The organism is Fibrobacter sp. (genome assembly GCA_012523595.1).
GTDB lineage: Bacteria > Fibrobacterota > Chitinivibrionia > Chitinivibrionales > Chitinispirillaceae > JAAYIG01.
The window spans coordinates 1-26,716 of record JAAYIG010000222.1 but is presented as its reverse complement, the minus strand read 5'-3'; the positions used below and the strand labels follow the sequence as shown (position 1 = coordinate 26,716).

Annotated in this window: 27 protein-coding genes and 1 tRNA gene; 17 read left to right on the top strand and 11 right to left on the bottom strand. The window is 47.2% G+C overall.

All coding sequences use genetic code 11. The annotated features are described in order from the left end of the window. Positions 1-26 precede the first annotated feature (26 nt). From GX089_15615 to GX089_15595, 5 genes are read right to left on the bottom strand one after another with little or no spacing between them, the layout of a single operon-like run. On the bottom strand, positions 27-1,025 hold the full coding sequence (locus tag GX089_15615; protein NLP03921.1) for an ABC transporter ATP-binding protein: 999 nt from the start codon (positions 1,023-1,025) through the stop codon (positions 27-29). Then, the gene (locus GX089_15610) at positions 989-1,966 is read right to left on the bottom strand and encodes an ABC transporter ATP-binding protein (protein ID NLP03920.1); all 978 of its coding nucleotides are present in this window, start codon (positions 1,964-1,966) and stop codon (positions 989-991) included. Before GX089_15610 ends, GX089_15615 begins: the two co-directional genes overlap by 37 nt. Further along, a complete protein-coding gene (locus tag GX089_15605; GenBank protein ID NLP03919.1) occupies positions 1,967-2,845 on the bottom strand; it encodes an ABC transporter permease subunit in 879 nt (292 codons plus the stop codon). It lies immediately after the preceding gene. Next, complete coding sequence (locus GX089_15600; protein NLP03918.1) at positions 2,832-3,767, bottom strand: ABC transporter permease subunit; 936 nt, start codon at positions 3,765-3,767, stop codon at positions 2,832-2,834. Before GX089_15600 ends, GX089_15605 begins: the two co-directional genes overlap by 14 nt. 1 nt (position 3,768) lies before the next feature. Beyond that, a complete protein-coding gene (locus GX089_15595) occupies positions 3,769-5,391 on the bottom strand; it encodes a peptide ABC transporter substrate-binding protein (GenBank protein NLP03917.1) in 1,623 nt (540 codons plus the stop codon). A 208-nt stretch (positions 5,392-5,599) separates the two neighbouring features. Between GX089_15595 and GX089_15590 the strand changes: the two genes are divergently transcribed. Further along, positions 5,600-6,637: an SDR family oxidoreductase gene (locus GX089_15590; protein ID NLP03916.1), complete on the top strand. Its 1,038-nt coding sequence runs from the start codon at positions 5,600-5,602 to the stop codon at positions 6,635-6,637. A 151-nt stretch (positions 6,638-6,788) separates the two neighbouring features. Here the strand turns inward: GX089_15590 and GX089_15585 are convergent, their stop codons facing one another. Both GX089_15585 and GX089_15580 read right to left on the bottom strand, forming a co-directional pair. Beyond that, a complete protein-coding gene (locus tag GX089_15585) occupies positions 6,789-7,196 on the bottom strand; it encodes a four-helix bundle copper-binding protein (protein ID NLP03915.1) in 408 nt (135 codons plus the stop codon). 117 nt (positions 7,197-7,313) lie between these two features. Beyond that, positions 7,314-8,474, bottom strand: coding sequence for a PorV/PorQ family protein (locus GX089_15580; GenBank protein ID NLP03914.1), 1,161 nt, complete (start codon positions 8,472-8,474; stop codon positions 7,314-7,316). 372 nt (positions 8,475-8,846) lie between these two features. Between GX089_15580 and GX089_15575 the strand changes: the two genes are divergently transcribed. Both GX089_15575 and GX089_15570 read left to right on the top strand, forming a co-directional pair. Next, a complete protein-coding gene (locus tag GX089_15575; protein ID NLP03913.1) occupies positions 8,847-9,434 on the top strand; it encodes a hypothetical protein in 588 nt (195 codons plus the stop codon). Between the two features lie 151 nt (positions 9,435-9,585). After that, entirely contained in the window at positions 9,586-10,128 is a 543-nt protein-coding gene (locus GX089_15570; GenBank protein ID NLP03912.1) for a lipocalin family protein, read from the top strand. Here the strand turns inward: GX089_15570 and GX089_15565 are convergent, their stop codons facing one another. Beyond that, positions 10,129-10,749, bottom strand: a complete 621-nt coding sequence (locus GX089_15565) for a hypothetical protein (GenBank protein ID NLP03911.1) — start codon at positions 10,747-10,749, stop codon at positions 10,129-10,131. It lies immediately after the preceding gene. Between the two features lie 123 nt (positions 10,750-10,872). On the opposite strand from GX089_15565, the gene GX089_15560 reads away from it, so the two are divergent. The 11 genes from GX089_15560 (at position 10,873) to GX089_15510 (ending at position 21,774) form a co-directional block, all read left to right on the top strand. Continuing rightward, a complete protein-coding gene (locus GX089_15560) occupies positions 10,873-11,706 on the top strand; it encodes a hypothetical protein (GenBank protein NLP03910.1) in 834 nt (277 codons plus the stop codon). Between the two features lie 14 nt (positions 11,707-11,720). Then, positions 11,721-12,596, top strand: coding sequence for an NmrA family NAD(P)-binding protein (locus GX089_15555; protein ID NLP03909.1), 876 nt, complete (start codon positions 11,721-11,723; stop codon positions 12,594-12,596). A gap of 104 nt (positions 12,597-12,700) precedes the next feature. After that, complete coding sequence (locus GX089_15550) at positions 12,701-13,597, top strand: SDR family oxidoreductase (protein ID NLP03908.1); 897 nt, start codon at positions 12,701-12,703, stop codon at positions 13,595-13,597. A gap of 80 nt (positions 13,598-13,677) precedes the next feature. Then, positions 13,678-13,761: transfer RNA gene (locus GX089_15545), tRNA-Leu, on the top strand. Positions 13,762-13,937: 176 nt separating this feature from the next. Then, positions 13,938-15,770 (top strand): DNA mismatch repair endonuclease MutL, encoded by a 1,833-nt coding sequence (gene mutL, locus GX089_15540; GenBank protein ID NLP03907.1) that lies wholly within the window; start codon positions 13,938-13,940, stop codon positions 15,768-15,770. Positions 15,771-15,783: 13 nt separating this feature from the next. Further along, on the top strand, positions 15,784-16,476 hold the full coding sequence (locus GX089_15535) for an STAS domain-containing protein (GenBank protein NLP03906.1): 693 nt from the start codon (positions 15,784-15,786) through the stop codon (positions 16,474-16,476). Continuing rightward, complete coding sequence (gene mtaB, locus GX089_15530; protein ID NLP03905.1) at positions 16,469-17,791, top strand: tRNA (N(6)-L-threonylcarbamoyladenosine(37)-C(2))-methylthiotransferase MtaB; 1,323 nt, start codon at positions 16,469-16,471, stop codon at positions 17,789-17,791. The genes GX089_15535 and mtaB overlap by 8 nt, the downstream gene beginning before the upstream one ends. Further along, positions 17,788-18,672 carry an HDOD domain-containing protein gene (locus GX089_15525; protein NLP03904.1) on the top strand — a complete coding sequence of 295 codons (885 nt, stop codon included), beginning with the start codon at positions 17,788-17,790 and terminating at the stop codon, positions 18,670-18,672. The genes mtaB and GX089_15525 overlap by 4 nt, the downstream gene beginning before the upstream one ends. A gap of 107 nt (positions 18,673-18,779) precedes the next feature. Beyond that, the gene (gene ftsY, locus GX089_15520) at positions 18,780-19,691 is read left to right on the top strand and encodes a signal recognition particle-docking protein FtsY (GenBank protein NLP03903.1); all 912 of its coding nucleotides are present in this window, start codon (positions 18,780-18,782) and stop codon (positions 19,689-19,691) included. Then, complete coding sequence (locus GX089_15515) at positions 19,691-19,864, top strand: hypothetical protein (protein NLP03902.1); 174 nt, start codon at positions 19,691-19,693, stop codon at positions 19,862-19,864. Before ftsY ends, GX089_15515 begins: the two co-directional genes overlap by 1 nt. A 296-nt stretch (positions 19,865-20,160) precedes the next feature. Beyond that, positions 20,161-21,774, top strand: a complete 1,614-nt coding sequence (locus GX089_15510) for a right-handed parallel beta-helix repeat-containing protein (GenBank protein NLP03901.1) — start codon at positions 20,161-20,163, stop codon at positions 21,772-21,774. 87 nt (positions 21,775-21,861) lie between these two features. On the opposite strand, the gene GX089_15505 is transcribed toward GX089_15510, so the two are convergent. Continuing rightward, positions 21,862-22,053, bottom strand: coding sequence for a hypothetical protein (locus GX089_15505; protein ID NLP03900.1), 192 nt, complete (start codon positions 22,051-22,053; stop codon positions 21,862-21,864). 17 nt (positions 22,054-22,070) lie between these two features. Next, positions 22,071-22,235: a hypothetical protein gene (locus GX089_15500; protein ID NLP03899.1), complete on the bottom strand. Its 165-nt coding sequence runs from the start codon at positions 22,233-22,235 to the stop codon at positions 22,071-22,073. 98 nt (positions 22,236-22,333) lie between these two features. Here GX089_15500 and GX089_15495 point away from each other — a divergent pair, with 98 nt between their 5' ends. Next, entirely contained in the window at positions 22,334-22,762 is a 429-nt protein-coding gene (locus tag GX089_15495; GenBank protein ID NLP03898.1) for a hypothetical protein, read from the top strand. 173 nt (positions 22,763-22,935) lie between these two features. Next, positions 22,936-25,302, top strand: coding sequence for a glucosamine-6-phosphate deaminase (locus GX089_15490; GenBank protein NLP03897.1), 2,367 nt, complete (start codon positions 22,936-22,938; stop codon positions 25,300-25,302). Between the two features lie 94 nt (positions 25,303-25,396). Here GX089_15490 and GX089_15485 read toward each other — a convergent pair whose 3' ends face one another. Further along, a complete protein-coding gene (locus GX089_15485) occupies positions 25,397-25,555 on the bottom strand; it encodes a hypothetical protein (GenBank protein NLP03896.1) in 159 nt (52 codons plus the stop codon). Between the two features lie 915 nt (positions 25,556-26,470). Between GX089_15485 and GX089_15480 the strand changes: the two genes are divergently transcribed. Continuing rightward, positions 26,471-26,686, top strand: coding sequence for a hypothetical protein (locus tag GX089_15480; GenBank protein NLP03895.1), 216 nt, complete (start codon positions 26,471-26,473; stop codon positions 26,684-26,686). Positions 26,687-26,716: the final 30 nt, after the last annotated feature.

Here is a 26,716-nt window from a genome sequence, read left to right as displayed (position 1 = left end):
TGTGACCTTTACAAATGAATTGACAATCAAGCCTCTCCATGTGCTCTGAAACACGCACACAGATGACCATCGCCAACCGGTGCCAGTTCCGGCACTTCAAGAGCACATCGCTCAAAAGAGATTGAACACCTGGGACGGAACGGACAGCCGCCTGTACTCATGAGAGAAGTTGAATGCTGCGGTACCGAGAATCTGGAGAGAATTTTCTTTGACGGATCCGGGACTGGAACAGAATCGAGCAGCATCCTTGTGTAAGGGTGCGCAGGGTTTCTGAAGAGAAGATCTGTGCTCCCGCTCTCCACAATTCTTCCCTTGAACATCACCGCGGTTCTCTGTGACATATACCTGACAATCGAGAGGTCGTGAGAGATAAAAAGCATTGTAAGACCCATGCTCTCTCTTAATCTGCGCAGAAGAGTAAGAATCTGCGCTGCAACGGAGACATCGAGTGAGGACACAGGTTCATCGGCGATAACAAGCGATGGACCCGCTGCAAGTGCTCTGGCGATGGCGATTCTCTGACGCTGTCCACCTGAAAACTCATGGGGAAATTTGCGGATCACAGCAGGATCCAGTCCGGTCTGTCTCATAAGAGAGGCGGCTGCCTCTGAGCACTCTACAGGAGGGATACCCTTACCAGCAACAAGTGCCTCGGAAAGTATATCCAGAACGGTCATGCGGGGGTTGAGTGATGAATACGGGTTCTGAAATATCATCTGTATCCGTCTGCGTTCTTTTTTAAGCTTGTCTCCCCTGAGTTTCAGAAAATCTTTGTTGTCAAAGATTATGCTGCCTCTGTCAGCTTTTCTCAGAAGGCAAACTGCCCTGCCAAGAGTGGTCTTTCCACAGCCGGATTCTCCCACAAGTCCCAGTGTTTCTCCTTTATAAATACAGAGTGAGACGTTGTCTACGGCCAGTGTTTTTATGCCTCTTTTCTCTGATGGAAAAGAAACGGTGAGATTTTTCACCTCAAGAAGAGTTTCTCCTGTCACAGCGTTATCTCTCCTTTCAGAAAGCGAATACATGAGGTGAAATGGGAATCTCCTGCCGGGTAAAGCTCCATGTCTCCTTCCGTGCAGATTTCCGCCCTGCAGGGACATCTCTGGGCAAAGGGACAACCGATAATCTCTTTTGTAAGGTCAGGCGGAGTTCCCTCGATACTGAGTAGCTCTGTGGAGCTCTCTCCCAGAGAGGGCACACTGCGGATAAGAGCCTTTGTGTAGGGATGTGCTGTGTTAAGAAAGAGTTCATCACCTGGTGCCGACTCCAGAATCCTTCCTGCGTACATCACAAGCACCCTGTCACAGAAACCAGCCACTATTCCCAGATTGTGGGTTATGAAAATGACAGACATCGAAAGCTGTTTCTGAAGATCTTTCAGCAGTTGAAGAATCTGCATCTGTACTGTTACATCCAGCGCAGTCGTGGGCTCATCAGCGATAAGAATTTCCGGATGCGTTACAAGAGCCATGGCGATCATCGCTCTCTGGAGCATCCCGCCTGAAAACTCATGGGGGTAAGAGCGGATTCGTGACGAAGGGTCGGGGATTCCGGTCTTGTCAAGCATGGAGAGGGCGTGGTTCATGGCACTTTTACGGCTCAGCTTTCTGTGATAAAGCAGCGGCTCGATCAACTGGTCACAAATCCTCAGGTAGGGATTGAATGCTGCCTGGGGATCCTGGAAAATCATGCTTATACGGTCTCCTCTCACTTTCCGGATCTCTTTGTCACTGCATGATACAAGATCCAGAGTTCCAAAGATGGCGGAACCGCTTATATGTGCCGGAGGTTTCTGAAGAAGTCCCATTATTGAATGGCAGAGAACTGTTTTCCCTGACCCGGACTCGCCAACTATACCCAGAGTCTCTCCTCTTGTCAGGGAAAAAGAGACACCGTTTACCGCATTCAGAGTAGTCCCCCTGAGTTTGAAAGATGTCCGCAGGTTTCTTACATCGAGCAGCACCATCTACTCCTTTGATGAGCGGGGGTCAAGTGCATCACGGAGCCCATCCCCGATAAAATTCAGTGCGAAAAGTGTGGCCGAGAGTACTGCACCGGGAAAGATAAGCAGCCATGGATACTCCTCCATCGACTCTGCTCCTTCACGGATCAGAATTCCCCATGAACTGGCGGGCGGCTGAACACCCAGACCCAGAAAACTCAGAAACGCCTCAAGAAGCATCACTGCCGGAATGGTCAATGTGGCATACACTATGATCGGTCCGGTAATATTCGGAAGAATATGACGTGTAATAATCCTGAAATTCGAGAGTCCAAGCCCGATTGCTGCATCGATAAACTCCTGGTTTTTCAAAGCCATCACCTGCCCCCTTACAATCCTGGCCATGGTGAGCCACTCCACAGCCCCGATTGCGGCAAAGAGAAGAAGCAGGCTGCGCTCAAAAAAGACCATCAGGATGATTACAAAAATCGTAAAGGGAAAGGCGTAAGCTATATCCACTATTCTCATCATGACAACATCTGTCCGTCCCCCGACCCATCCTGCGATTGCCCCCCAGCTTACCCCAATCAGAACAGATACCAGTGTGGCGCAAAGGCCCACGGCAAAGGAGATTTGTCCCCCGTAAAGGATGCGGCTGAAAAGATCCCTTCCCAGAATATCGCTGCCTAAAAAATGGCTGCGGCCGGGAGGAGAGGCTCCAAGAGAGAGGTCCTGGGCATCGACAGAGTAAGGGGCGATAAGAGGGGCAAGTATACACAATGTCAATAGAACAGAGAGAACGATCAACCCGATCATCGCCGGTTTATTTCTCAAAAACCTGCGGAGTGCATCTCTCCAGAGGGAGTTTCCGTTTACAGTTTCCACTTTCTCAGGTTTTTTCATTGAGTCTGCTCCTGAGTCTGGGGTCAAGAATCGCCAGGGTTATATCGACAATGGTATTGAAAAAGATTATCACTGCGGCATAAAACACCACAGTTCCCATTATCATCGTGTAGTCACGGTTGAAGGCTGCAGTGATGAAAAATCGACCCAGACCCGGGATGGAGAAGATTGTCTCCACAACGAACGATCCTGTGATAAGGCCTGCTGCTGCGGGACCCAGAAATGAGACAACAGGAAGAAGTGCACCCCGGAGGGCGTGCCTTAGCATGACCACTCTTTCGGGGATACCCTTGGCTCTGGCAGTGCGGATATAATCCTGAACCATTGTCTCCAGAAGCCCTGCTCTGGTAAGACGGGCGATGTATGCCACATAGACCATCCCGAGGGTAAATGATGGCAGCAGGCGATCTGACATGCTGTTCCATCCGGAGACATTTACAAGACCCAGTTTCAATCCGAACAGAAGCACAAGTAAAGGGCCAAGTACAAAGGAGGGAATGCAGATACCGCTTGTGCTGAGAATCATCGAGACGAAGTCTCTTGCGGATCCTGGTTTGGAAGCCGCGAGGAGGCCGGCAAGGATTCCAGCCAGAAGTGAAAAGAGAAGCGCATAGGTGCCAAGTTCCACAGAAACCGGAAATCCCTCGGCGATAAGCTCCGCAACAGTTCGTCCCGGATATTTAAACGAGGGACCAAGATCTCCTCTGCAGATATTTTTAAGGTAGTCAAAATACTGTATCAGTAAAGGCTTATCCAGGCCGTAATGGGAGTTTAGCTGTTTGATTACCTCAGGGGAGATGTTTTTCTCGGATGAAAAGGGTCCTCCCGGCGCAAGACGGATAAGAAAGAAAGCGACAGTCACTGTCAGAAAGAGAGCAGGGAGTGTCTGGAGAAAGATTCTGCGCAGAATGAATTTGATCATGCTATTTGAGGCTTATGAATTTGAGGTTGTGGATGTTAAGCAGGTTCGGATCCCATCCTTTGACTGACGGATGCAGGAGGTAGACATTGGTATAAAAATAGAGGGGGATGACCGGAAGCTCGGAGAGGAGGATCTTTTCTGCCTCCCTGAAGAATGCAAATCTGGAATCCTTGTCCGCAGTCCGGGAGGCAAGCTCGATAAGACTGTCGTATGCAGCATTGGACCATCCTGTACGGTTGTTCCCGCCATCAGTAATCCACATATCAAGAAAAGAGTTGGGGTCATCATAATCACCAACCCATCCCATGCGTGCTATATCGTAGTTTTTCCCATGAGTCGATGAGAGGTAAACTTTCCATTCCTGATTCACGAGTGTGACATCGATACCAAGATATTTTTTCCACATCTGCTGGATTGCCTGCGCAGTCATGTGATGAGTTTCAGATGTGTTATACAAAAGAGAGATTAGCGGAAGAGGATTGCCTGGGCCATAGCCTGCCTCCGCAAGAAGCCTTTTTGCCTCTGTAGTGTCAAACATCACCATGGAATCGCATCTGTACCCACCCCCGGCCTCAGGAGGTGTAAAACATGTGGCCGGATTTTGTCCTCCTTTGAGGAGGTTTTCCGTAATAGCTTTTCTGTCTATTGCCAGAGAAAGCGCGCGCCTGACATTTACATTATCGAGCGGCTTCCTGTTTACGTTTACAAGGTAGTAATAGGTACCCAGGTACGGATCTATTCGCAGTACTTCAGGACGGTTTTCCCTGTACCAGGAGATTTTCTGCGGAGGAAGATTGGCGGTGATATGGAGCTGTCCTGTACGGAACGCTCTTTCCTCTGTCATGTTGTTTTCGATGGGATAGAAATGAATCGTGTTGAGAGACACCCTGGAACTGTCCCAGTACAGGGGATTTTTTTCCACGGATACGATCTTGTTTATCTCCCATGATGTCAACTTAAAGGGGCCATTGCCCACCAGATTGCTCGGTCTGGTCCATGGGGTTCCTCTGGTGTCGATTTTTCCATGTTTGAGAATAATTGACGGATTAACCGGAAAAAAGGAGTGATGTGCAGTGAGGGAGAGAAAATAGGGGGTGGGTTTATCAAGCTCTATTACCAGGGTGGAATCATCTGATGCTTTTGCACCGACAAGGGAGAAGTCGGAGATTTGTGAGGTGTGAAAATCCCGGGCATTTTTAATGCTGTAAAGCATATAGGCATACTCTGCTCCCAGGGCAGGGGAGAGAATTCGCTGAAAAGAGAAAACAAAGTCTGATGCTTTCAGGGGATCGCCGTTGGACCAGCGTGCGCCGTTTCTTAAATGAAAAGTATACGTAAGCCCGTCATCGGATACTTCCCAGGATCGTGCCGCTCCCGGAAGAGGGGAGAGGTCTTTGGGGTCTAAATTTACCAGCCCTTCAAAGAGTGATCCCAGGATATGGAACTCCGGTACACCGGTGGTTATATGTGGATCGAGATCCTGGGGCTCGGTCTGATTTCCGAAGTGAAGAGTACCGGTCTGGATACCACTTTCTACCGGGGAGAGTTTCTGTGAGCAGTTGAAGAACAAAAAGAAAAGGATAAGACTGGAGACAAAAAGAAAAAATTTCATCAACTTTCTCATCAGAGAGATCTCCTTGCGGCAGTAAGGAAAATGTTAGTATTGACACTGAAAATTACATCATGCAGTTACTGCGGGAGATACTTATAACCGCTTAACCTGTCCTGAGGCATGGTTGTTGCAGACCTCTATACGGAAATACTTAACTGTGGACCGGTTAAATGGGAGCGGTTTCTCCCTTTACCAGAACATAAACCAGGGATAAAAAAGTATGTCTGAAGTGGTGGTGATAACCGGGGCTTCTGCCGGGATAGGGAGGGCAACTGCAATTGCCTTTGCCAGGAGGGGGGCAAAAATAGGGATAATTGCACGGGGGAGAAAGGGATTGGAGAGTACTGCCAGAGAGATTGAAAGAGCTGGTGGAGAGGCTGTTATTGCTGCGGCCGATGTTTCAGATGCGGAACAGCTTGAGGAGGCATCTGTTCTTATCGAGAAAAGCTGTGGAGATATTGATATCTGGATAAACAACGCGATGACCACTGTTTTTGGTGAGTTTAAAGATATCACACCTTCTGAATTCCGTCGGGTCACAGAGGTTACGTATCTGGGAGTTGTGTATGGCACCCGGTGTGCCTTAAAGAGGATGGCTCCCCGTAACAGGGGGAAAATTGTGCAGGTTGGAAGCGCTCTGGCATTCAGATCGATCCCGCTTCAGGCAGCTTACTGCGGGGCAAAACACGCAATCCACGGGTTTACAGAGTCTCTTTGCTGCGAATTGATTCATCAGGGAAGCAAAGTGGAGATTACAGAGATATATCTTCCGGCTGTAAACACACCACAGTTCAACTGGTGTAAAAACAACATGCCCCGGATGCCCAGGCCTCTGCCGCCTGTATTTGAACCGGAACTCATATCAGAGAATATCTACTGGGTTGCTCATCACAGAAGGAGAGATCTTATTCTGGGGAATAACTCTTTGCTGGCAGTATGGATGAACAGGTTTTTTCCATCACTGCTGGATTTCTACCTTGCAAAGACCGCCTGCGAGGCACAGCAGCATGATGGTTTAAGTGATCCGGAAAAACCAAATAATCTCTTTGCTCCTCTTGATATCGATCCTGGTACAAGAGGCCGGTTTGGTGAAGGCGCAAGAGACAGAAGTATACAGATGAAACTGGCCAGGGTGCCATTGGCAGTGTATGCGCTATCATTTCTGGGGTTTCTATCCGGTGCGGGATTTATCAGAAGAAGGATGAGGGGCAGGATAGGAAGTAAATGCAGAGAACGCAGAGGGAAGACGCAAAGTTAAGAAGAAATCCCAAAAGATGGGTTAATTTGTTGGCGCTGAGTACTAATTAAAAGCCAACCGATTTACACTTTCAGCACTCTCGGTTTTGTTTACGATATGTAAAAATTAACGGCATGTTCTCCGTTCTGGAAGAACATGCCTCATAATGGTCTCAGGAGAGCATCTTCAAATATTCTGAACAATAGTTTTCGCACTCCCGGCAGACATCAGCGCACACACCGCAGTGCTCATGGTGCATCCTGTGTTCGTTACATAGTGTGCCGCATCTTTTCAGAGAATCGATGCAGGCATTGACCTGTGACTTTATTGTGGTGAAATCAGGATCGTTTAAACGGGAAAGGACTTTCCCTGTTGTCAGGCAGATATCTGCACAGTCTGCGGTTGCTCTTATAACTGCCCTGAATTTCTCCGGCTCTCTCTCCCCCAGACAGGCATCTGAACAGGTTACACAGGTCTGGCCGCAGTTAAAGAGAGACTGAATGCAGTTTATAAGCACCTCTTTTTTTGGCTCTTTTATGCCTTGAGGATGAGTTTCAATGATTTTCTGCACGTATTTCATTACTACCTCCCATGGATATTTAAAGGCCGGGAAAAAAGACATACCGGCCAATGATAGATGGTGCAAATATCGTGCCTGAAGCGGAGGTGAAGAGGAGTGTGGTTGCTGAAGTGTATTCTATTCTGAGGTTTTCCACCACTGCCGGTTGTTTTCACTCCAATTTGCAAGACCTGTAAGGGTAAAACTTAATCTCCACTGTCTGTGTCGCACGCCGGTTGCTCCCACACTTTCTCTCTTAAAGCGCTGCGCGAAGTCTCTCATGTAGTATATCGGGGCATGAATATAGTAGAAATCGCACCGCAGATGATCCATAATATTTATTCCAAATCCCTGGGTAAACTCATACCGTTCTCCGGCAAAATCCAGCATTAAACCACATCTGTAAAAACCGGTGTTCATCAACCCCACTTCCCAGCCCAGATGAATATTAATATCCTGAAATTCGTAGGAAGCGTTTTCGTCTCCCCAGTCAGTGTGCATCGCTTTCCAGAACGGTTCAGGTTTGTCACCATTGTTAACCACCAGTTCCTTATCCAGGCGCAGTTCACAGGCCAGATCTACAAGGCGTTTCAGTATCTGCTTTTTATAGCCTGCTGCCAGGTTGACAGTGAAGGGCAGGGGATCAGGGTTGTCATGGTCAACATAGAAAACATTGGGGCCCATGTTCATAAGGGTAAATCCGAACCTTAAACCAAACCTGCTTATATAGAGATATCCCAGATCAAAGCAGAATCCGGATGCGGTTCCTTCACCGTTAGGACCATATCCAGGGGCCAGAGCGGAAAATAAATATTTGAAGGTTACTCCGTAGTTGTGGGAGGTATCCCCAAATTCCTTGAAATTGAATCCCCAGCCCATAGCCCATACTGCTTCCCAGCTATTAACTATGTCCCTTATGTTTCCCAGGTGATCAGTTATGGTGTTTTCTCCCATGTTGATATAGTTCCAGAATGCGCCAAAACCTCCGATATTCACATTTGAAGGTTGGTAACAGGAGGAGAAAGTCAGGTGCCACAAATCGAGTTGTTTAAGTTCTGGAAGAATCGGTCCATAGGACTGGCTGAGAGCTCCTCCCTGCCATCGCCTGTTCTGAATTGCCAATCCTGCCGGGTTAAAAAACAGAGCGGATTCATCATCGGCCAGTGCAGTTCCGGTCTCTCCCATGCCGCAGGAACGCGCTCCGAAGGGAAAGATAAGTGTTATAACTGAAGATTCACCTACACCGGCTTCAGTACAGACTGCAGCAAGACAGATAAGAAACAGGAGAGTTTTTTTCATAGGCTTTTCAGGTAAAACGATTGATAAAAAATATAAAACATAGTTGGCATAGATGTGGAGAATGAAATGAGAACGGGAAAACAAGATTGTATAAAAGTAGACTTTTCATTCAAATCTGCTTGACAACTATGGAAAAGCATTATAAGCTTCCTCAAAAAAGGAGGTACTTTATCATGTCAGTTTTTTTTCGTCTGGTGCTGGCGATCTCTGCCTTCATAGCTGCAGTTTTTCTGATGGGAAAAATTCTATCAGGCAAGGAGAGCGAATCTCTTCTGGATCTGGAAAAAATCAGGATAAATGGCGCCTGAGACAGAGTGCAGATACAGAACTGTTTGATTTCTCCTGGTCTGCTTTTTGCTTCTTTTCGCTTAAATGCGAAAGAAGCTTTTATACTCCAGAAATCCCAAATCCTGCGACAGAGAAAAGAGGGTTAACCATGCCCGGTCCGGGAGCAGTGATACACTTCTCCCGGTTATCAGCAGGGAACCTCCGGGCAAGGGCTTTCGTCATTTCATCACCAAAAAAGATCTTCGCTCCTTCATAGAGATTCTTCCCGGATGGCCTGTTCTGTTTCAGGATCTCAATGAGATAATTCTGGCAAGAGGTGAGCATGGGTGTGACGGATGGTACACAGGAAAGGTACTGGCTATCAGTGCCTGGGAGAGTGACATGTGGCGGGAGGTTCCGGTGGATTATTATCTGGAGCACAAAACAGTTTTCTTCCGTCTGGGAGTGCAGTGTGTAAAGCAGGGGATGTTTTATCTCTGCAGGTTCAATCTCCTTTCTGTCAAGGCTTTTCAACTTCTTCACATTTTCCTTCACGAACTGGGGCATCATTACGACCGTATCACCAGCAGAAGAATGCGGGAAGCATCGAGGGGTGAGAAGTTTGCCGAGCAGTATGCCGACTGTTTCCAGGATCTTATCTGGGACAAGTATATAGAAGTTTTTGGTTTGTAAAGATATGCCATCCCTGGAACTGTTACTCTGCCCTTGCGACGGGTATCGGAATCCTCAAATCATATTTATCATCCAAACAGGCCAATCAAAATTGAATAATTATTTCACACAGGCGTAATTTCATTCTCATTTCTTTTTCAAGGAGGTGCGGATGGTTAAAAGACGCAGTGTTTTTCTTCTCTTCCTGTTTGTCACCGCTCTGGTGTGGGCGGAGGAGAGGGGAGAAGTTGTAGATGGGGTTGATCTAAGGCAATTTGAGGGTACCTGGTATGAGATCGCCCGGCTTCCTAACAAACACCAGAAAGGTATGGTTGAGGTCACGTCAACCCTTAAGCGAACCAGAGATGGCAAATATGTGCTGATTACCAGTGGTTATAAGGGTTCACGAGGCGGCAGGAAGACCACGGTCAAGGGTGAGGTCAGGGTGAAGGATCCGGAGAATGCGGGGGAGATGAAGATAAAGATGTTTGTTTTCTCTATTGACTACCGGGTAATTGATCTTGACAGAGATAATTACAGGTATGCTCTTATCACCACTGATTCAGACAAGTTTCTCTGGATACTGAGCAGGTCTCCGGAGATGAAACAGGCTGAATTCGATATGCTGGTGGATTCTGCGCGTCGTCAGGGCTTCGATGTGGACCGTCTGGAGCTTGTTTCTCAGGAATCCAACAGTGCTATTGCAGGCCGTTAATCAGACCTCCGGGGCAGAGGTATTGAAAGTGCTGTGGGGGGGATGCTTTTTAGTGCTGTCGGTGTTGAGAAACTCCTGACTTGGGCTCTCCGATAGAGGCAGACCCTCCGGGAGGCTCTCCTGCCCCTCCTTTACTCCTCCTGGGGGGCGGCCTGCCTCCAGAGCCAGTTTCAATCTTCTTAGATTTTCCTCAATTCTCTCCTCAAAGCCATCCTCGAGAAGGTTTTCCCTGCTGTCATCACGGAGGGGAAAGAAGAAATGAAGCTCGAGTCTCAGCAGTGTTCCTTTATCCTGGTGGTTGGAGAGATTTATCTGTCCCCGATGAAAGATATCGGGATTATTGCCGGAGTGCCACTCTATCAACCGGTTCTCCTGGTCATCGGTGATCTCTATATCCCAGACCAGCCTCTCTTTTTCCTCTCCTATAATTGCTGCCCATCTGGAATTTCTTTCATCAAGCAACATCACCGTATCCAGAAAGTCGAGAATTTTGGGAAGATTGGAGAAGTCCCGCCAGGTTTTATAGATGTTTTCAGGAGAGCTCTTTATATAGATCTGCTTATTGAGGATAATTTCTTCCTGTGTACTCATACTCTTTTTATAAAGCAAAATGTCTGCCACACTCTATCCTGAGTCAACACTCGTGGCCTGCTATTTGCAAGTTTCTGCTCTCAAGGAGCCCTCTCTCTTGAGTCTTTCCGATTGAGGGGCTTAGTTGAATCTGGCAGGAAAGGGGTTAAACAGATGGAAAATCAGCCGAAGCCCTTGGTTTGGCAGATGATAAAAGAGGCTGTGGAGGTTCATGGGAACAGGACAACGAATCTGGCGGTTCGGGACTGGGTTCTTGAGCATTATCCGGGTGTAAATGTCAATACGATTCTCAACCAGATCATAATCTGTACCGTGAATCATCAGTCCCGTGTCCACTACAAGGAAAACAGCACTCCCAGGCGCTGCTGTGACATCTACGATTTTCTCTTCCGTCCTGCAACCGGCAAGCTCGAGATGTACGATCCCCGTATCCATGGGGAGTGGGAGATAGCCCAGGATGAAAAGGGGGTGCTCTTTGTACGGGAGGTGAAAAAGGCTGCATCCGACCGTAAGGAACCCCTTAGTGTAGGCGGAGGGTACCTGGAGGCAAGGCAGCTTCGCGCCTATCTCGCAAAACATCTGTACCTCATAGAAGAGGGACTCGAGCTTTATGTCGATGTGTTCGGTAATGACGGTGTGGGTTATCCCTCAGATTTCGGTCCCGTGGATATCCTGGCTCTGGATAAGAACGGGACCTTTGTAGTGGTGAAAGTTGAGGGGGACAATTTCCATGATGCCTCCAGCGGGCAGATCTTGAAATACCGCAACTGGGTTCGTCGTCACCTGGCCCAGGGAAAACCGGTAAGAAGCTATCTTGTGGGTTCCGAAATTCCCGACCATGTCCGATACTCACTTGCAGACTGTGAGGATGTGTTTCTTAAAGAGTACGATCTTTCACTCTCTCTGAGAGACATCCCCAAAATCAACGATATTCCCTCCCTACCACCAGAAAGAAATAACCTGCACGATGTGACCAGGAGTGCCTGAAAAGAAGGAGCAATATGCAGAAGATCCTCATTATGGGAGCCGATAAAACTGTCGGTAATTTCCTTGTTGAACGGCTGGGACAGATGGGGGTTAAGTGCCGCGCAGCTTGTCATAATCCTCAGCGACTCCATTCCGGCGACTACAGCACTGTTGTGGAGAGAGTACCGTTTGATTTCAGCGACAAACTCTCCATAGAGAGGGCATTTAACCAGGTAAGCGCCCTTTTTCTTCTTACCCCTGAAAATGAGAATCTCTTCTCTAATGTTAAATCATCGATGGAAGTGGCGCGTGATTTCTCAATCAAGCAGGTAGTTTATGTTTCGCTTCTGGGGGGCGAAAATCCCTCCTGTGGAGGCCCCCTCATAAAACTTCATCGTCAGGCCGAAGACCTTATCCGTAACTCATCGATACCCTATACTATCCTGCGTCCGAACTGTCTCATGCAGAGTTTCCTTTCTCTCATTGAGCCCTCTACCGGCATGATCTATCTGCCCATGGGTGAGGCGAAGGTGAGTCTTATCGATGCCAGGGATGTGGCGATTGTGGCTGCAGATATCTTTCTCCCTGGAGCTCATCACTACTACAAAACCTATAATCTCACCGGTAAAGAAGCTCTCTCCATGCATCAGGTTGCCTCAAGGCTCTCAGAGGTAAGCGGGGTAAAGGTAGGCTATGTCGATGTGCCGGAAAGTACTGCCGCAGAGAATTTCAGGAAAATCTATCCCCGTGAGAGGGTCGGGATGATTCTTGAATACCTCAAACTGCTCTCATCGGGACAGGCATCTCTTATCAGTTCTGCCGAGGAGGTGGTTGCCCGTGCGGAACCGATTCAATTCATCGATTTTGCCCGTGACTATGCAGAAGAGATCCGTGGGAGACTTGCAGCCTGAAACATATCTCTTAATCATCCATTCCGCTCCAATATGCCCCCTTCTGAGGGCGTAGTTTTTATGAGACCCTTTGTCTTCAGAGAGAAAGATTCAGGGAGGTTTTTATGGCTGCTAAAATTCTTATCTCCGGCGCTACAGGTTCTGTAGGGCGGGTCCTTATAAGAAACCTGGTGCGGAGCGGCAAAGATGTGCGTGCGGGGGTTCATAAAGAAGATAAATCCGATTTGGTAAAGATGACCGGAGTGGAACTGGCGAAACTTGAGTATGAAGATTTTGCTACAATCGACCGTGCTCTTCAGGAAATTGAGACTCTGTTTCTGGTTACTCCTTATGCCAGAGAGCAGGTCGAGTATGCAAAACGCATGATCGATCACGCCTCACTTTTTGGAGTGAGTCATATTGTGTATCTGTCGATCATGGGTGCGGATCAGGTACCGGGTACACAGTTCAGCAGATGGCACAGGAGGGTGGAGAAGTATCTGGAGGCAAGTTCTGTGGCTTTCACTGTCCTGCGTTCTAACATCTATATGCAGAATTTCCTGCGCTTCATTCAGCCATCAGGAGGGCTTATCTATATCCCCATGAATGGTGCTAAAGTCAGCTATATCGATGTGCGTGATGTTGCCGCTGTGGCATCGGAGGTGGTTCTGGCAGGGAAGGAGCATTTCGGCAACACCTACGAGCTTACCGGGCCCTTTGCACTTTCGATGGATGATGTTGCGGACATTCTGACGGAGGCTGTGGGAAGTCATATCGGTTATATCAATATCCCTCAGGAAACTGCCAGACATATCATGGAGAGTCTGGGTACGCCTGGATGGCTGGTGGAGGGGATGCTTGAGCTTTATGCAATGCAGCGTTCCGGAATAAACGAGAGAGTTACTGCTCTGGTGGAAGAGATCACAAGCAAAAAGCCGATTCCTTTCGATCAGTTTGCAAATGACTACAGTAACATTTTTAAGGCTATTGTCCAGCAGGAGCATCATACGTACCTGAGCTGATCTTTCAATTCGCCGGTTCCACTAAAAGATTCTTCTTTGATGAAAAGAGAAAAGATTATATATTTAGCTGTTTGCTCTTTGCGGAAGTGGTGGAACTGGTAGACGCGCTAGGTTCAGGACCTAGTGGGTGCAAGCCTGTGGGGGTTCGAGTCCCCCCTTCCGCACATCTTTTTTCCACATAATTACTCCATTTTGATCACACCCTCTCCCCCCGTCACAGAAAGACATATAGTATATTATTGGCATAAGAATTTCAGGCTTTTAGGTGCTTGAGAGCGTGTTCTGCTGGTTTCAGACAGAACATGTAAGAGAACCTTCCTAATATTTGGCCTCAAAGCAGATGCAACATACAACCACTATCAAAGTACTGCCACAGACAGTTGTGGAGAAGATCGCGGCTGGAGAGGTCGTTGAGCGGCCTGGATCTGTACTGAAAGAACTGATCGAAAATTCCATCGATGCATCCGCTACCAGAATCGATGTTTTTCTGGAGGATGCCGGGTTTTCCCTGATAAAGGTTGTCGACAACGGCCTGGGTATGTCCTCAGAGGATCTTCGTCTCTGCCTTCTTCCTCATGCTACCAGTAAAATCAGCAGTGCCGATGATCTCTATGCTGTCGCCACCATGGGGTTCAGGGGTGAGGCTATGGGGAGCATCGCGGCTGTGAGCAGGGTTCAGGTCGAGAGTTCATCTTCGGAGGACGGACTCGGTTTCAGGATCAGTTCCGATGGAGGAGCGGTTCATGAGCTTCTACCCTGTCCTCATAACCGCGGTACTACCGTTTCTGTAAGGGATCTTTTTTTCAATGTGCCTGCACGAAAAAAGTTCATGAAAACCCATAGAGGTGAACAACTTGCATGCATGCGCTTTTTCGAGCAGATAGCAATACCTTTTCCCTCTGTTCATTTTACTCTTTCTATCGACAACAAAAAGGTTCTCGAATTTCCGATCGCATCATCTCCTCTGGAGAGAATCGGTGCTGTGGCTGGAAATCAGTTTGCCCGCAGGCTTATAGAGTGCCGCGGGAGCAGGCCGGGGATGGAAGCGCTTATCTATGTTTCCTCTCCGGAAGATCTGAAGGAGCGTCCCAGGTTCAATTCTTTGTTTGTAAATCTGCGCCGCATAGACAACGACTCTGTTACATTCGCTGTCAGAGAGGCATTCTCCCAGTTTCTGGGCTCCTCTTTTCGACCCTCTTTCTTCTGTTTTCTCGACATCGATCCATCCAGAATCGACGTCAATGTTCATCCTACTAAACAGCAAGTCAAATTTGACAATGAGCGGGATCTGTTCGGTTTTATTTTCTCTACCGTAAAGAGCAGTATCACCTCTACTATGGTGCAGCCTGGTTCATTCCTGACCGGAGAAACACCCTCATCTGTGCCTCCTCCAGCCTGGGACAGTTCTCCTCTTACCTGTTTTTCAGGAACATCGGGGGGGATGTCCACTTTCTCAGTCCGGGAGCAGCCGCCCGAGACTCCGGGCAGTTCTCAGACCATTCTTCCATTCCCCGGGAGCAGTTACGAGCCATCTCAGAAAGAAGTTGACCCTCCTCAACAGAACGGTGTACAATTAACGTCAGAGGAGCGGGATGAGCGCTGGGATCTGATTCCCTGTTACCAGATCCATTCTCTTTTTGTGCTGGCCCCCATAAAAAACGGCATTCTCATCATAGACCAGCATGCTGCTCATGAGCGGGTGCTCTTTGAGCAGGCACTTGAGGATCTGAAGAGGGGCCGTGCCGCATCACAGCAGTTACTCTTTCCGATTGTCCTCGAATTGACCGCTACCGAAAAAGCGGTCATTGAATCGGCCCGGAAGTATCTTCAGTCATTCGGCTTTGAAATTGAGGATTTTGGCGGGCAGGCGGTATCGATTTCTGCTATTCCTGCTTTTCTCAAAGACGGGGCAGTGAAGGAGACTGTGACCGGGATAGTGAAATACCTTCTGGAGGGTAAAGATCCTCAGGCATTTCTGGAGCCGGAAAAAAGGTTTGCGGCTGCATTTGCCTGCGGGGCGGCAATAAAAGCGGGCCAGAAGTTGACTCAGGAGGAGATGAACGCGTTGCTTAACAGCCTTTTCTCTGCAAAAAACCCCTATATATGTCCACACGGGAGGCCTACACTGGTCAGGATTTCGATCGATGAGCTTTCCAGAAGATTCCTTCGTTAGGAGCGGTTTATAGATGTCCAGAAGTAAAGTAGAAATAAAGATCGTCCGTCATTTTGCCGGATCGGTAGTCAAGAATACTGTTTCTGAAATCAGAGAGCATATCGGGAGTGAAAATCCTGTCGATTTAACTTTGGATTTTTCAGAAACCGAATTTATTGACAGTTCAGGCATAGGATCACTTGTCACTCTGGCCCGCGATTCAAAAGACAGGGATACCGGGCTGGTGCTTAAGAATCTAAACGAATATATTTATGATCTGTTCCAGAATATCGGACTTGATAGAATATTTACAATTGATAGGGGCGGGGGGATCAGACCGGCAGAGGTTGATCTGCTGGGTACATCGGTGGATATCCGTCTGGACCTGAAAAAAGAGATTCTGGATGATGTGTGTGTGTTCGAACTCTCCGGCGTGCTGAGTCATCCGGCCGGTTCAGAATATCTCAAACAGCAGTTACTTCTCTCTCTGGACGGGTTCAGGAAGATACTGCTTGACATGGAAGATTTGACCTTTTTTGACAGTATGAGTCTGGGCACGGTTTTAAGTGTCAATAACCTTCTCCGGGAAACCGGAGGAAGCATGAGTATATGCTCTGTAAATTATATTGTCAATGACCTCTTCTCAACTCTCAATGTAGGCTCCATAATTCCTCTTTTCCCTTCCAGGCAGGAAGCACTCGAGGCCTGGGAAATCGCCAATGCATAAAGACTCCTGTGCAAAGCGCAGGGTTCATATCAAAACAATCGGCTGCAGGACAAATCAGGAGGAGATGGCTGCTTTAAGAGTGCGCCTGTCCAGAGAGGGGTATCTTCTGGTGGATAATCCCGAGGATGCGGACATATTAATAGTAAACACATGCTCCGTGACCTCTGGAACCGAATCAAAGACATCCAGAATGATCAGAACTCTCTTATCCCGGGCTCCATCAGCCCGTATTCTAGTCACCGGATGCCTTGCCCAGCAGAAACCTGAGCAGTTGAAATCATCGGGGATACACTGGGTTGTGGGAAACACTTTCAAGAACAGTATAGTTTCGATACTTCGGGATGAGTGCGGGGGGGTGTATCACTCCTCATTTGAGAAAAATGGTCTTGTATGTGAAGATGATTGCGGTGAGGTGTCTCAGGCGGATGAATTTCGCACAAGGTTTTCTATCAAGATTCAGGAGGGCTGTGATTACAGTTGTACATATTGTATCGTACCCCGTCTTCGCGGTCCATCAAGATCTGTGCCCGGATGGAAAATTCTGGAGAAATGCAGAGAAGCAGTGGATGCCGGTTTCAAAGAGATCGTGCTGACAGGTACCCATATCGGGCAGGCCGGAAAAGATGAGGGTTGGACACTTATAGAGCTTCTCAAGAAAATTATCAGTATCGATGGTGATTTCAGGGTAAGACTCAGTTCTCTGGATCCCCGTGATCTCAGTGATGAGTTGCTTCAGATAATAGGGGAGGAGCCTAAGGTCTGTGATCATCTGCATGTCAGTGTTCAGAGTCTCAATGCTGATGTGCTTGTGGCGATGAAAAGGGATGGTGGGGGGCTGGATAATCTTCTCAGCAAGCTCTTCTCTTTCCGTCAAAGGTATCCTCATGCCGGACTTGGCGGTGATTTTATAGTGGGTTTTCCGGGTGAGACAGAGGAGATGTTTTCCTCTACCCTTGAAAATGTTCGCTTGCTGGGGTTTTCTTACGGTCATGTCTTCCGCTTTTCCGCTCGTCCTCAGACAGCTGCGTTCTCGATGTCCGGAAAGATTCCTGAGAGTGTGAAGAGTGAAAGGAGCGCTTCTCTACGGAGGGTAATAGATGAGAGCAGGGGTGAGTTTCTCAGCAGGTGCGTGGGGGTACCTTTGAGAATTATAGTGGAGTCACTGGAGCCTGTATCAGGGCTTACATCCAATTACATACGGGTAAAAGTGCCTGAGGTAAATGCGTCGCGAAATTCCTGGCTTGAAGTCCTGTTGAAAAAAGCGCATAATTACAGATATTGTATAGCAGAACCTTTTTACCGGAAAGATTTATGAATCAGAATGCAGATCCCGGGGTAATCGAGCGGTATAATCGTATCATAGAGAATATCGATCATCTTCCGTCACTGCCGGCAATAGTGACCCGGCTTATAGAGGTTGTCAACTCACCTGATTCATCGGCGGACGATGCTGCAAAGCTGATTGAGAAGGATCCTGCGCTTACAAGCAAGATTATCCGTCTGGCAAACAGTGCCTTTTATGGAATTCCCCGAAGCATTTCTTCCGTGTCAACTGCAGTGGTTATTCTTGGGTTCAGCACGATTCGCTCTATCGTTCTAAGTGCGGCGTTGATGAAGGTTTTTCCAGGGACAACGAAGAGGTCTTTTGACAGGGATCGTTTCTGGAAGCATTCCATTGTCACAGCGCTTGCATCCAGGCTATTGGCTCGTCATTTTATCAATATCCGTATGATGGATCCGGAGAGTGCGTTTTGCGCCGGGATTCTTCATGATCTGGGCAAGCTGATTTTTGATGAGTACTTAACAGAGGATTATCTGAAGGCTTGTGAATATGCCCGTAATAACGGTATACCACTTTTAAGTGCGGAAAAAGAGATACTTGGAATTACACATGCTGAAATCGGCATGATATTAGCGGAAAAGTGGGAACTGCCGCCTGATCTGGGTCTTCCTCTGGTTTTTCACCACAATCCCTTTTCAACAGATAAACTGGTGGATCTGGTGACTACGGTGCATATAGCAGATGTTCTGGCACATGAGTCCGGCAATGCGATATGGGATAATGAGGAGCGGCCGGAGGAATGGGACAAGGCCAGGGAAGTGCTGAGATTTGGCGATTCAGATTATCAGAAGGTAACTGAGACACTTGCTCAGAGCCTTGAGAAGTCATCAGAATTTTTTGATATAATCAAATAGCTGTTTCCCCCTTATATCAGCCACATTGATTCAGGTGCCGAATTTACCTATTTTAAAGTAAAAAAACACACAAACCGGCGTGAAATGCCGAAGCATGGGAAGATTCAATGAGCCTTATTTCGCGGTTAAAGGATGGTTTGAGCAAAACGCGCTCGCAACTGATATCGATAGTCGGCAGTGAGGATCGTTTTGATGAGCAGTTTTTTGAATCGCTGGAAGAGGCGCTTATTGCTGCGGATATCGGGATGGAACTCTCTGAGGAGATTATTGATGATTTAAAGTGGCGAATCGATGAAGAGGGGATACGGGATATCCGCGAGGCCTATAAGGAGCTCAAACGAGTGCTTGCATCAAGCCTGAATGTTGTAAAGCTTCCCGAGGAGTTTCCTCCCAGGCCATGGGTGATTCTCGTGGTGGGTGTAAATGGGGTGGGTAAAACCACTACTATCGGCAAAATGGCTCATGAGCTGAGGCAGAAGGGTAAATCTGTGATGCTTGGGGCTGCTGATACTTTCAGGGCCGGTGCGATAGAGCAGTTGAGGGTATGGGCTGACCGTACAGGGTGTGATTTTGTGGCGCAGCAGGAGGGCTCTGATGCCGCATCGGTGGCATTTGATGCCATAGAGGCAGCCAAAGCCAGAAATATCGATGTGCTTATACTTGACACCGCAGGAAGGCTTCATACAAAAGTAAATCTGATGAGCGAGCTTGACAAGATCGTAAGAGTCATAAAGCGTAATACTCCTCATGCGCCAAACGAGATTCTTCTGGTAATCGATGCCACAACGGGGCAGAACGCGCTCAAGCAGGTAAAGGTTTTCAATGACGCGCTGGGGCTTACAGGACTTATTGTAACGAAGCTGGATGGTACTGCAAAGGGAGGGGTGGCGATTGCCATGACAAGGCAATTCAAGATTCCCATCAAAAAAATCGGTGTAGGTGAGGGGATCGATGATCTTCAGGATTTTGACCCCAAAGCTTATGTCGAGGCGATGTTTGGAGATTTGCAGGGAGAGTGATGATAAACGAGAGCAAGTATCCCACGATGCGTCTTATGTTATGCAGGAAGTGTGGTAATGTTTTTGCCGCCGGATTCTCAGGAGACAAGGAGTGTCCTGACTGTTCATCGCAGAGTACCACAGAGTATAACCCGGAGGAGATTTCCGGGGAAGAGTTGTCAAATCAGGGTTAGGATATTCCCAGAGATTTTACTTTTTTCTTTATTATCTCAGACCTGATTCCTGCATAACTCCAGGGACTATTCCCGGATAAATCCCCGGAACAATTTCTTCTTACTTTAAACCAGGCTCCTCAGAAACATCCATTACACATTCCTGATCTTGCACCTTGCAACTTGCGGCTTCTATTTTAACATATAGAATCAGAGCCCTGTTCTGACACTTACCGCGCCCACGCTTCTCTTTTCGGGTGAATTTTGACCGTTTCGCGCGGTATAGCGACACTCGAATTGAAGAGAGAGGTGGCATTATGAAAACGATCGGTACTCTTTTAATCACCTTTTTGTTGACAATAAACCTTTTTGCGTCTTCACTTGTGGTGACTTCTGACCTTACCGCTGATGCTGTCTGGGATGTGGATACGGTGCTGATCGATAAAGAAGGCATTGAGATAAAGGAGGGAGCGCGTCTGACAATTGCTTCAGGAACCCATATCATCTTCAATAAAAGCATTTCATTCATTACTGTAAAGGGCACCATAACCGCAAGCGGTACCGTAGATGATTCTATCCGGATTACAAGATTAAACCCTGCCAATAGCTGGACTGGTATCCGTTTAGTACCACGATCCCGTGAATCGGGCAAACTTGATTCATCATTCTTTCGATTCTGTGTTTTGAGGAATACTGTTTTTTCCAGCAGTGAAGTGCTGTATAAGACACAGGGGACAACACTTCATTGCGGAGCGGGTAACTATATTTCGCTGAAGAATTGCAGCATAACAGATTCATATGGTGATATAGGCGGGGCAGTTTACTGTGATTCAGGGTCAGTAGTTGATATTGAAGACTGTTATTTCGCGCATAACCTGAACAACAGAAATGGTACTGTTTCCGGTGGTGGTGCAATAATGACCAGCGAAAAAGGATCTGCGACTCTTTTTGTTCAGAACTGCAGGTTTGAACGTAACAGCGCCAGGACTGGCGGTGCTGTTCGGATCGGCAGGAATTCAAAAGTTGAATTCAACAATTGCGTTTTTTACAGCGATACAACTCTTTCAATAAACGCCTCAATTGGAGATATCAGAGGAGGTGCGTTGGCGATATTCGGGCCGACTGATGTAACCTTGCGCAACTGCATAATTTTTGATTGTAAATCTCACGACAGGGGCGGAGGTATTTATTGTTCAGACGCATCATTGAAGCTGATTAATTGCACCATTGTCAATAATTCTTCGTTTTATGGCGGTGGAATATTTTTCGGACATGACTCTTCAGCCTCATCTCCTGTTCTTATAAATACGATCGAGGGAGGGAATGGTACCCTGGCCAGACTTACCCGTGACAGTGCCGGTTGCGGAATTTTCCTTGACAGTGCCGTTACTCCGTCTTTCCGATATTGTCAAATGTATGATACAGTTTATGACCACACGATAAAGCCCTATCAGGGGGTATTTACAGGTAGCAGAGTTTACCATACAAAGTTTGTCGCTACTATGCATCTTTCCGGCATTCCGGACACAGTTGTTGAAGGATTCCAGTTGTTCAGCCTGTTTGGTGTTGGTGACCCGTCAATAAATGGTGGGGACCCGGATACCTCAGGACTTGGTTTGCCGGAGTACGATCTTCTTGGAAAAAGACGGATTAACGGCGCTGTGATAGATATCGGGGCAATGGAATTTTATGATGAAATTATATTGAATAAACAAAACGCCCGAAATAGAAAACAGCACTTGTTAAGTCCTGCTCCCGGTGAACTTACAGTTTATTCTCTTCAGGGTCAAAAAGTCGGGTCCTTCAGCGGTGTATTTTCTTCTCAATCGATACAGCGTTTTGTCCACAGAAAACTGCCGCAGGGAATCTATGTCGTTACTTTTGGGCGTTATGGGCGAGTTGTATGGTCTAAGCAGGTTTTTGTTAAATAAACATGTTTACCGGAAAGAAAATTCTCAATCCTGCTCGTACAACTTATCGCTTCTGACTCGTTACCTGCCTCCTACCACCACCCTCACTCACTCCGAATGGCTTGTAAATTCAGGTGCATACATGCACTGAATCGTGGTAATACCATTTGAGAAATCTCCTGCATGTGAAACTACAAGCGGATATTCAAAAACGTAAGTTCCCTTATTCAGCCTTGAGAAGAAGAAGTTTGTGGCTGCATCATGTGTGCTCTCGTAATATCCCAGCCTGCTTCTCCTCAAGAGTCAAATGATAGTCGTTATCCTGTCATCCTTGAATCAAAATCTTTGTCCCTGTCCTTTTCCCATTTGATAAATGGTTTGCTGGCCAGTACACCCGCACCATGCACCTGGATGTCGTTCACAGTCATGAATAGCCTGATGTTGAGCCGCACTCCGTCAATACGCAGTAAAAATCTTTCCAAATAGAACAATTTAACATTGTACTACCCTTTAGCAATTCAGGAATCGGTTCTGCTGAGTTTTTATTAAAACACATTTAACTCCTAATTAAGGAGGTATTATGCTTTCCTGCAGGTTACCTGTTAAGATCGTGATGGCGGCTCTTATTCTTCTATTTAATGCCGGTCAGGTTTTGTGTTCTTATGAATTCCTTGTTTCGGTTGTGGGTTCCGGACAGGGAGAATTCAAGGGTGAGTTCCCGCGTGATGGAGATAAAGACAAAATCCCTGGATTTGAATTCTCCATGCAATTCACTGTTCCATTTGATTCTTCAACCGGATTACCTGCCGGAAAAATTGTGGCTTCTCCTGTAACGTTCAAAAAAATCTGGGGAAGATCAACACCTCAGTTTCTGCAGGCAATGATTACCGGAGAGATTTTAAAAAAAAACAGCGATCTGAACGCAGATGATCTTCGGGGGCCTGCCGGGCTCTATTTTATTAAGGTTTCAGGGGGCAAGGCAATGTCGCTACCGGTACATCTCAAATAACACCACGCTTTCTCTTGAATGGATTAAATCGGCTGGTTAATTCTCACCGGCCGTTTTTGTTTTCATTCCCTTCCGGATGCGCTGCTTTTTTATCATCCTTCTGTTATCTGAAATCACAGAGTTCTGCCACAAACTATCTTTTACCTGACTTATGCACCCGGGAAGGAGGCGACATGGGAAGAGACTCAGAGTTGGTAATTTCTCCGGTCGAAAGAGCTGCGCTGAAAGAGTCCGCTTTCGATTTTCAATATTTACCCGAAGAAAAACTTCCTGCGATAGTGGTCGATAATATCCCTGCGCTGGGTCGTCTGGCCGCATTACGCTTTATAGAGTGGGCCCAAGGGAATCCCGGCGGTGTGATTAGCCTTCCGACTGGAAAAACTCCGGAATATTTCATCAAATGGATGCAGTGGATTCTGGGCAACTGGGACACTAAAGGCGTACAGGATCTCCTTGCCGGAAATGAGTTGTCTTCGAGGAAACCGGATCTGAAAAGTCTCTACTATGTGCAGATTGATGAGTTCTATCCAATGAACCCGCTTCAGGTAAACAGTTTCAACTACTATGTAAACAAATTTTACATAAAGGGACTCGGCCTCGACCCTGCGAAGTGTCTTTTCATGGATTGCTCACGGATTGGAATGGGGCCAGACCAGTCCACTGATGATATCTGGCCGGATAACAAGGTAGATCTCAGTCTGCGGTTCAGAACTCCGGAAACTCCTTTGGAGATTATCCAAAGAGAGGCACTCCTGAGAGTTGACCAGTGGTGTCTTGAGCATGAGGACAGAATCCGCGCTCTTGGCGGAATCGGGTTTTTTCTTGGTGGAATAGGCCCCGATGGTCACATCGGGTTTAATATCCGCGGCTCTGATCATCATTGCACCACCCGCCTTACAGGTACAAATTACGAGACACAGGCCGCAGCAGCCGCCGATCTTGGTGGAATCGATATCTCCCGAAACAGGCTTGTTATTACTATCGGGCTTGGGACCATAACTTTTAACCCCGATTGCACAGTGATAATTATTGCTGCCGGTGCATCAAAGGCAGAAGTGGTTGCGCGGGCCATTGAGGGGCAAAAATGTGTGGATATACCGGCAAGTGCTTTCCACTCGATGCCAAATGCCAGATTTTATCTGACAAAAGGAGCTGCCGGGCTTCTGCAGAGACGCCAGTACCAGGTTATCACAAAATCCCCTGAAATCGGTTTGGAAACTGCAGAGCGTGTTATTATAGATTGCGCACTCCGTAATTGTAAACGGGTGATAGATCTCACTGAAGATGACTTGAAGAGTGATATCATGGGGGAGGCTGTTTTGCACCGCTCAGGGAAAGATCTTCATGACCTTCTCTCCGGAGTAAAGGATCGGCTTCAATCTGCTGTTGAGGCGGGGGCAAAGGTTGCTCAGGATGTGTGCATTCTTCATACGGAACCACATCATGATGATATCATGCTGGGATATCTTCCTGCAGCCGTGCGTCATGTCCGCAGTGCCGCCAACAGACATGTTTTTGCCACACTGACAAGCGGGTTTACAGCGGTAACCAACCGGTTTATGCTTGAGAAGCTCTCCAGAGCTCTTGAATTTATGGATCTGCCTGAGTACAAAATGCTCTCTGATGAAGGATATTTTACCGGGAGCAACCGCAAAGCACGTAACCGGGATATCTGGCAGTACCTTGACGGAGTAACTTCAGGAGACTGTCAGATGCAGGCAGAGGGCGAATCCAGACGCCTTATACGCGATCTCGGGGAAATTTACGGCAGCTATGATGTGGCCTCTGTAAAAGCCCGTATACAGGAGCTTATCAGTTACTTCAGGAACGCATATCCTGGAAAGAGAGATCCTGAGGAGGTACAGAGGCTCAAAGGCATGCGCAGGGAGTGGGAAGCAGAATGCCTCTGGGGGTATTTCGGATGGAACAGCAAAAATGTGCATCATCTCAGGCTTGGTTTCTACACAGGTGACATATTCAATCCGCAGCCCACACAGGAGCGGGACGTTGCACCTGTTGCGGCACTCCTCTCAGAGGTCAATCCGGATATAGTCACTGTCGCTCTCGATCCTGAGGGAAGCGGTCCAGATACCCATTACAAGGCGCTGCAGGCTGTTGCTGATGCCTTGCGGGTGTATAGCAGAAAAACCGGGCGTAAAGAGATCAAAGTCTGGGGGTACCGTAATGTCTGGTACAGGTTTCACCCGTCAGAGGCCAATAAATTCGTTCCGGTTTCTTTGAACATGTTTGCTGTGATGAAAGCGGCGTTTATGCACTCATTTGTTTCTCAGAAAGATGCTCCATTTCCCAGTTATGAATATGATGGCCCTTTCTGCGATCTGGCACAGAAGATCCAGGTTGACCAGTACCATGCTGTCAAGACCTGTCTTGGTCGAGAATGGTTTTATGAGCACCCCAGTCCTCTGATCAGGGCGACACGGGGGATTGTCTATTTAAAGGAGATGAGTCTGGAGGAGCTTTACAGCCATACAAGAGAACTGGCCATGGCAACAGAGAATTTCACTGCGCCGGATAAATAACCATAAGCATTCTTTCATGGTCTACACCTGAAATCTCTATGATAAAGCAGATCTTACCATCTCTGAGAAAAATCATTAATCCATATCATCATGATTATTCTCTTTCATGGAAAGTTATTGATACCCCGGCGCCAGACGTGGCAGGATCGGAACTGAGATACTTGTTTTCATTCAGGTACGAATAGGGTCCGTCAACCCTCGTTTCAAAAACCGGAATGAGTGCTCCAAATGGACCGCTTAACCTCCATTTCATTTTTGTACCCTGGAGCCTTTCAGGTAACAATCCCTTTTGCCCGAAATACGAGCGATTGAGAGTTGTCAAATGATAACAGATTGACAGAGGTTTATGCAGGCAAGGATAATATGATGCTATCAGCTCTCCGGGGCAATCCATTTGAGAGGATTGTTATGTGTTCTGTAGTTTAATGCTGAGTAACCGGTGAAAGGTACCCTTAGGGTATTTTCTTAATTTGACAATAGTGGAGCCGTGGATAGTGTAATAAACCGCCGGAAAAAGACAGGAATCACAGACAGCTTTGATCAAAGACAATGCAATGCAAATAATAGCAAGTGCGAAGCATAAATGGGTAACGGCAGGGACAAACTGTATTCCGATGGTAGCCTTACGGCAACTGACAACGGAGAGGTGGTACCCGGGATGGGTGGTTAGTAGTCACCTTTTATACCCGGATAATTCACTGTTTTCCGGAAATAAGCCGGTAATAAGACTGAGCGGAAGGGTGATCGAACGTGCAAGCACGTATGGGCATTGATATAAGAGAATAGCTGCCTCGCTTGGCAACTGTTGATTTGCTATACTTGCACATGCGTTTATTCCTTTTTGGGACACGAAAGGCAACAGAAAAGGGCAGGTAGCGAATTAGTAGATGATATTTCAACCTGTTTACCTCCAACAAATGACTAAGAGAATCCTGAGTAGTTACAATAAAATTCAGAATAAGAAAATATGATCGATAGCAATGAATTATTTTGGAATGGTAATAGAAAATGCCTAAAGTTAAGAGTTGATTTTTTCGGAAAAATTATTAAGAATACAACTAATATTTAAACGGAAAGATTACAGATGGAGTCATGACCGGAAACCAACAACCGGCTTGCCTGTTCAAATTCACAACCAGATACTTCTAAGCTGGCAGGAGGATGGAAAATGAAAAAAAGTGCTAACTTTTACCTTATCTTAACCCTGATTGTTAATATAGCCCTGGTCGGTTGTAGAATCCTAAGTGGCAATGAAGGAAGCGATGAGGATGGGAATAAAGACAACGAGATGAATTGTACCCGAATTGGTGGACACACCTATTACCAAAATATTTTTATTCATGGAGGGTGTGTTCATGTCCAAGAAAACAAGAAAGAAATATGATGCTTCCTTTAAACGGGAGGCGGTCCGCAT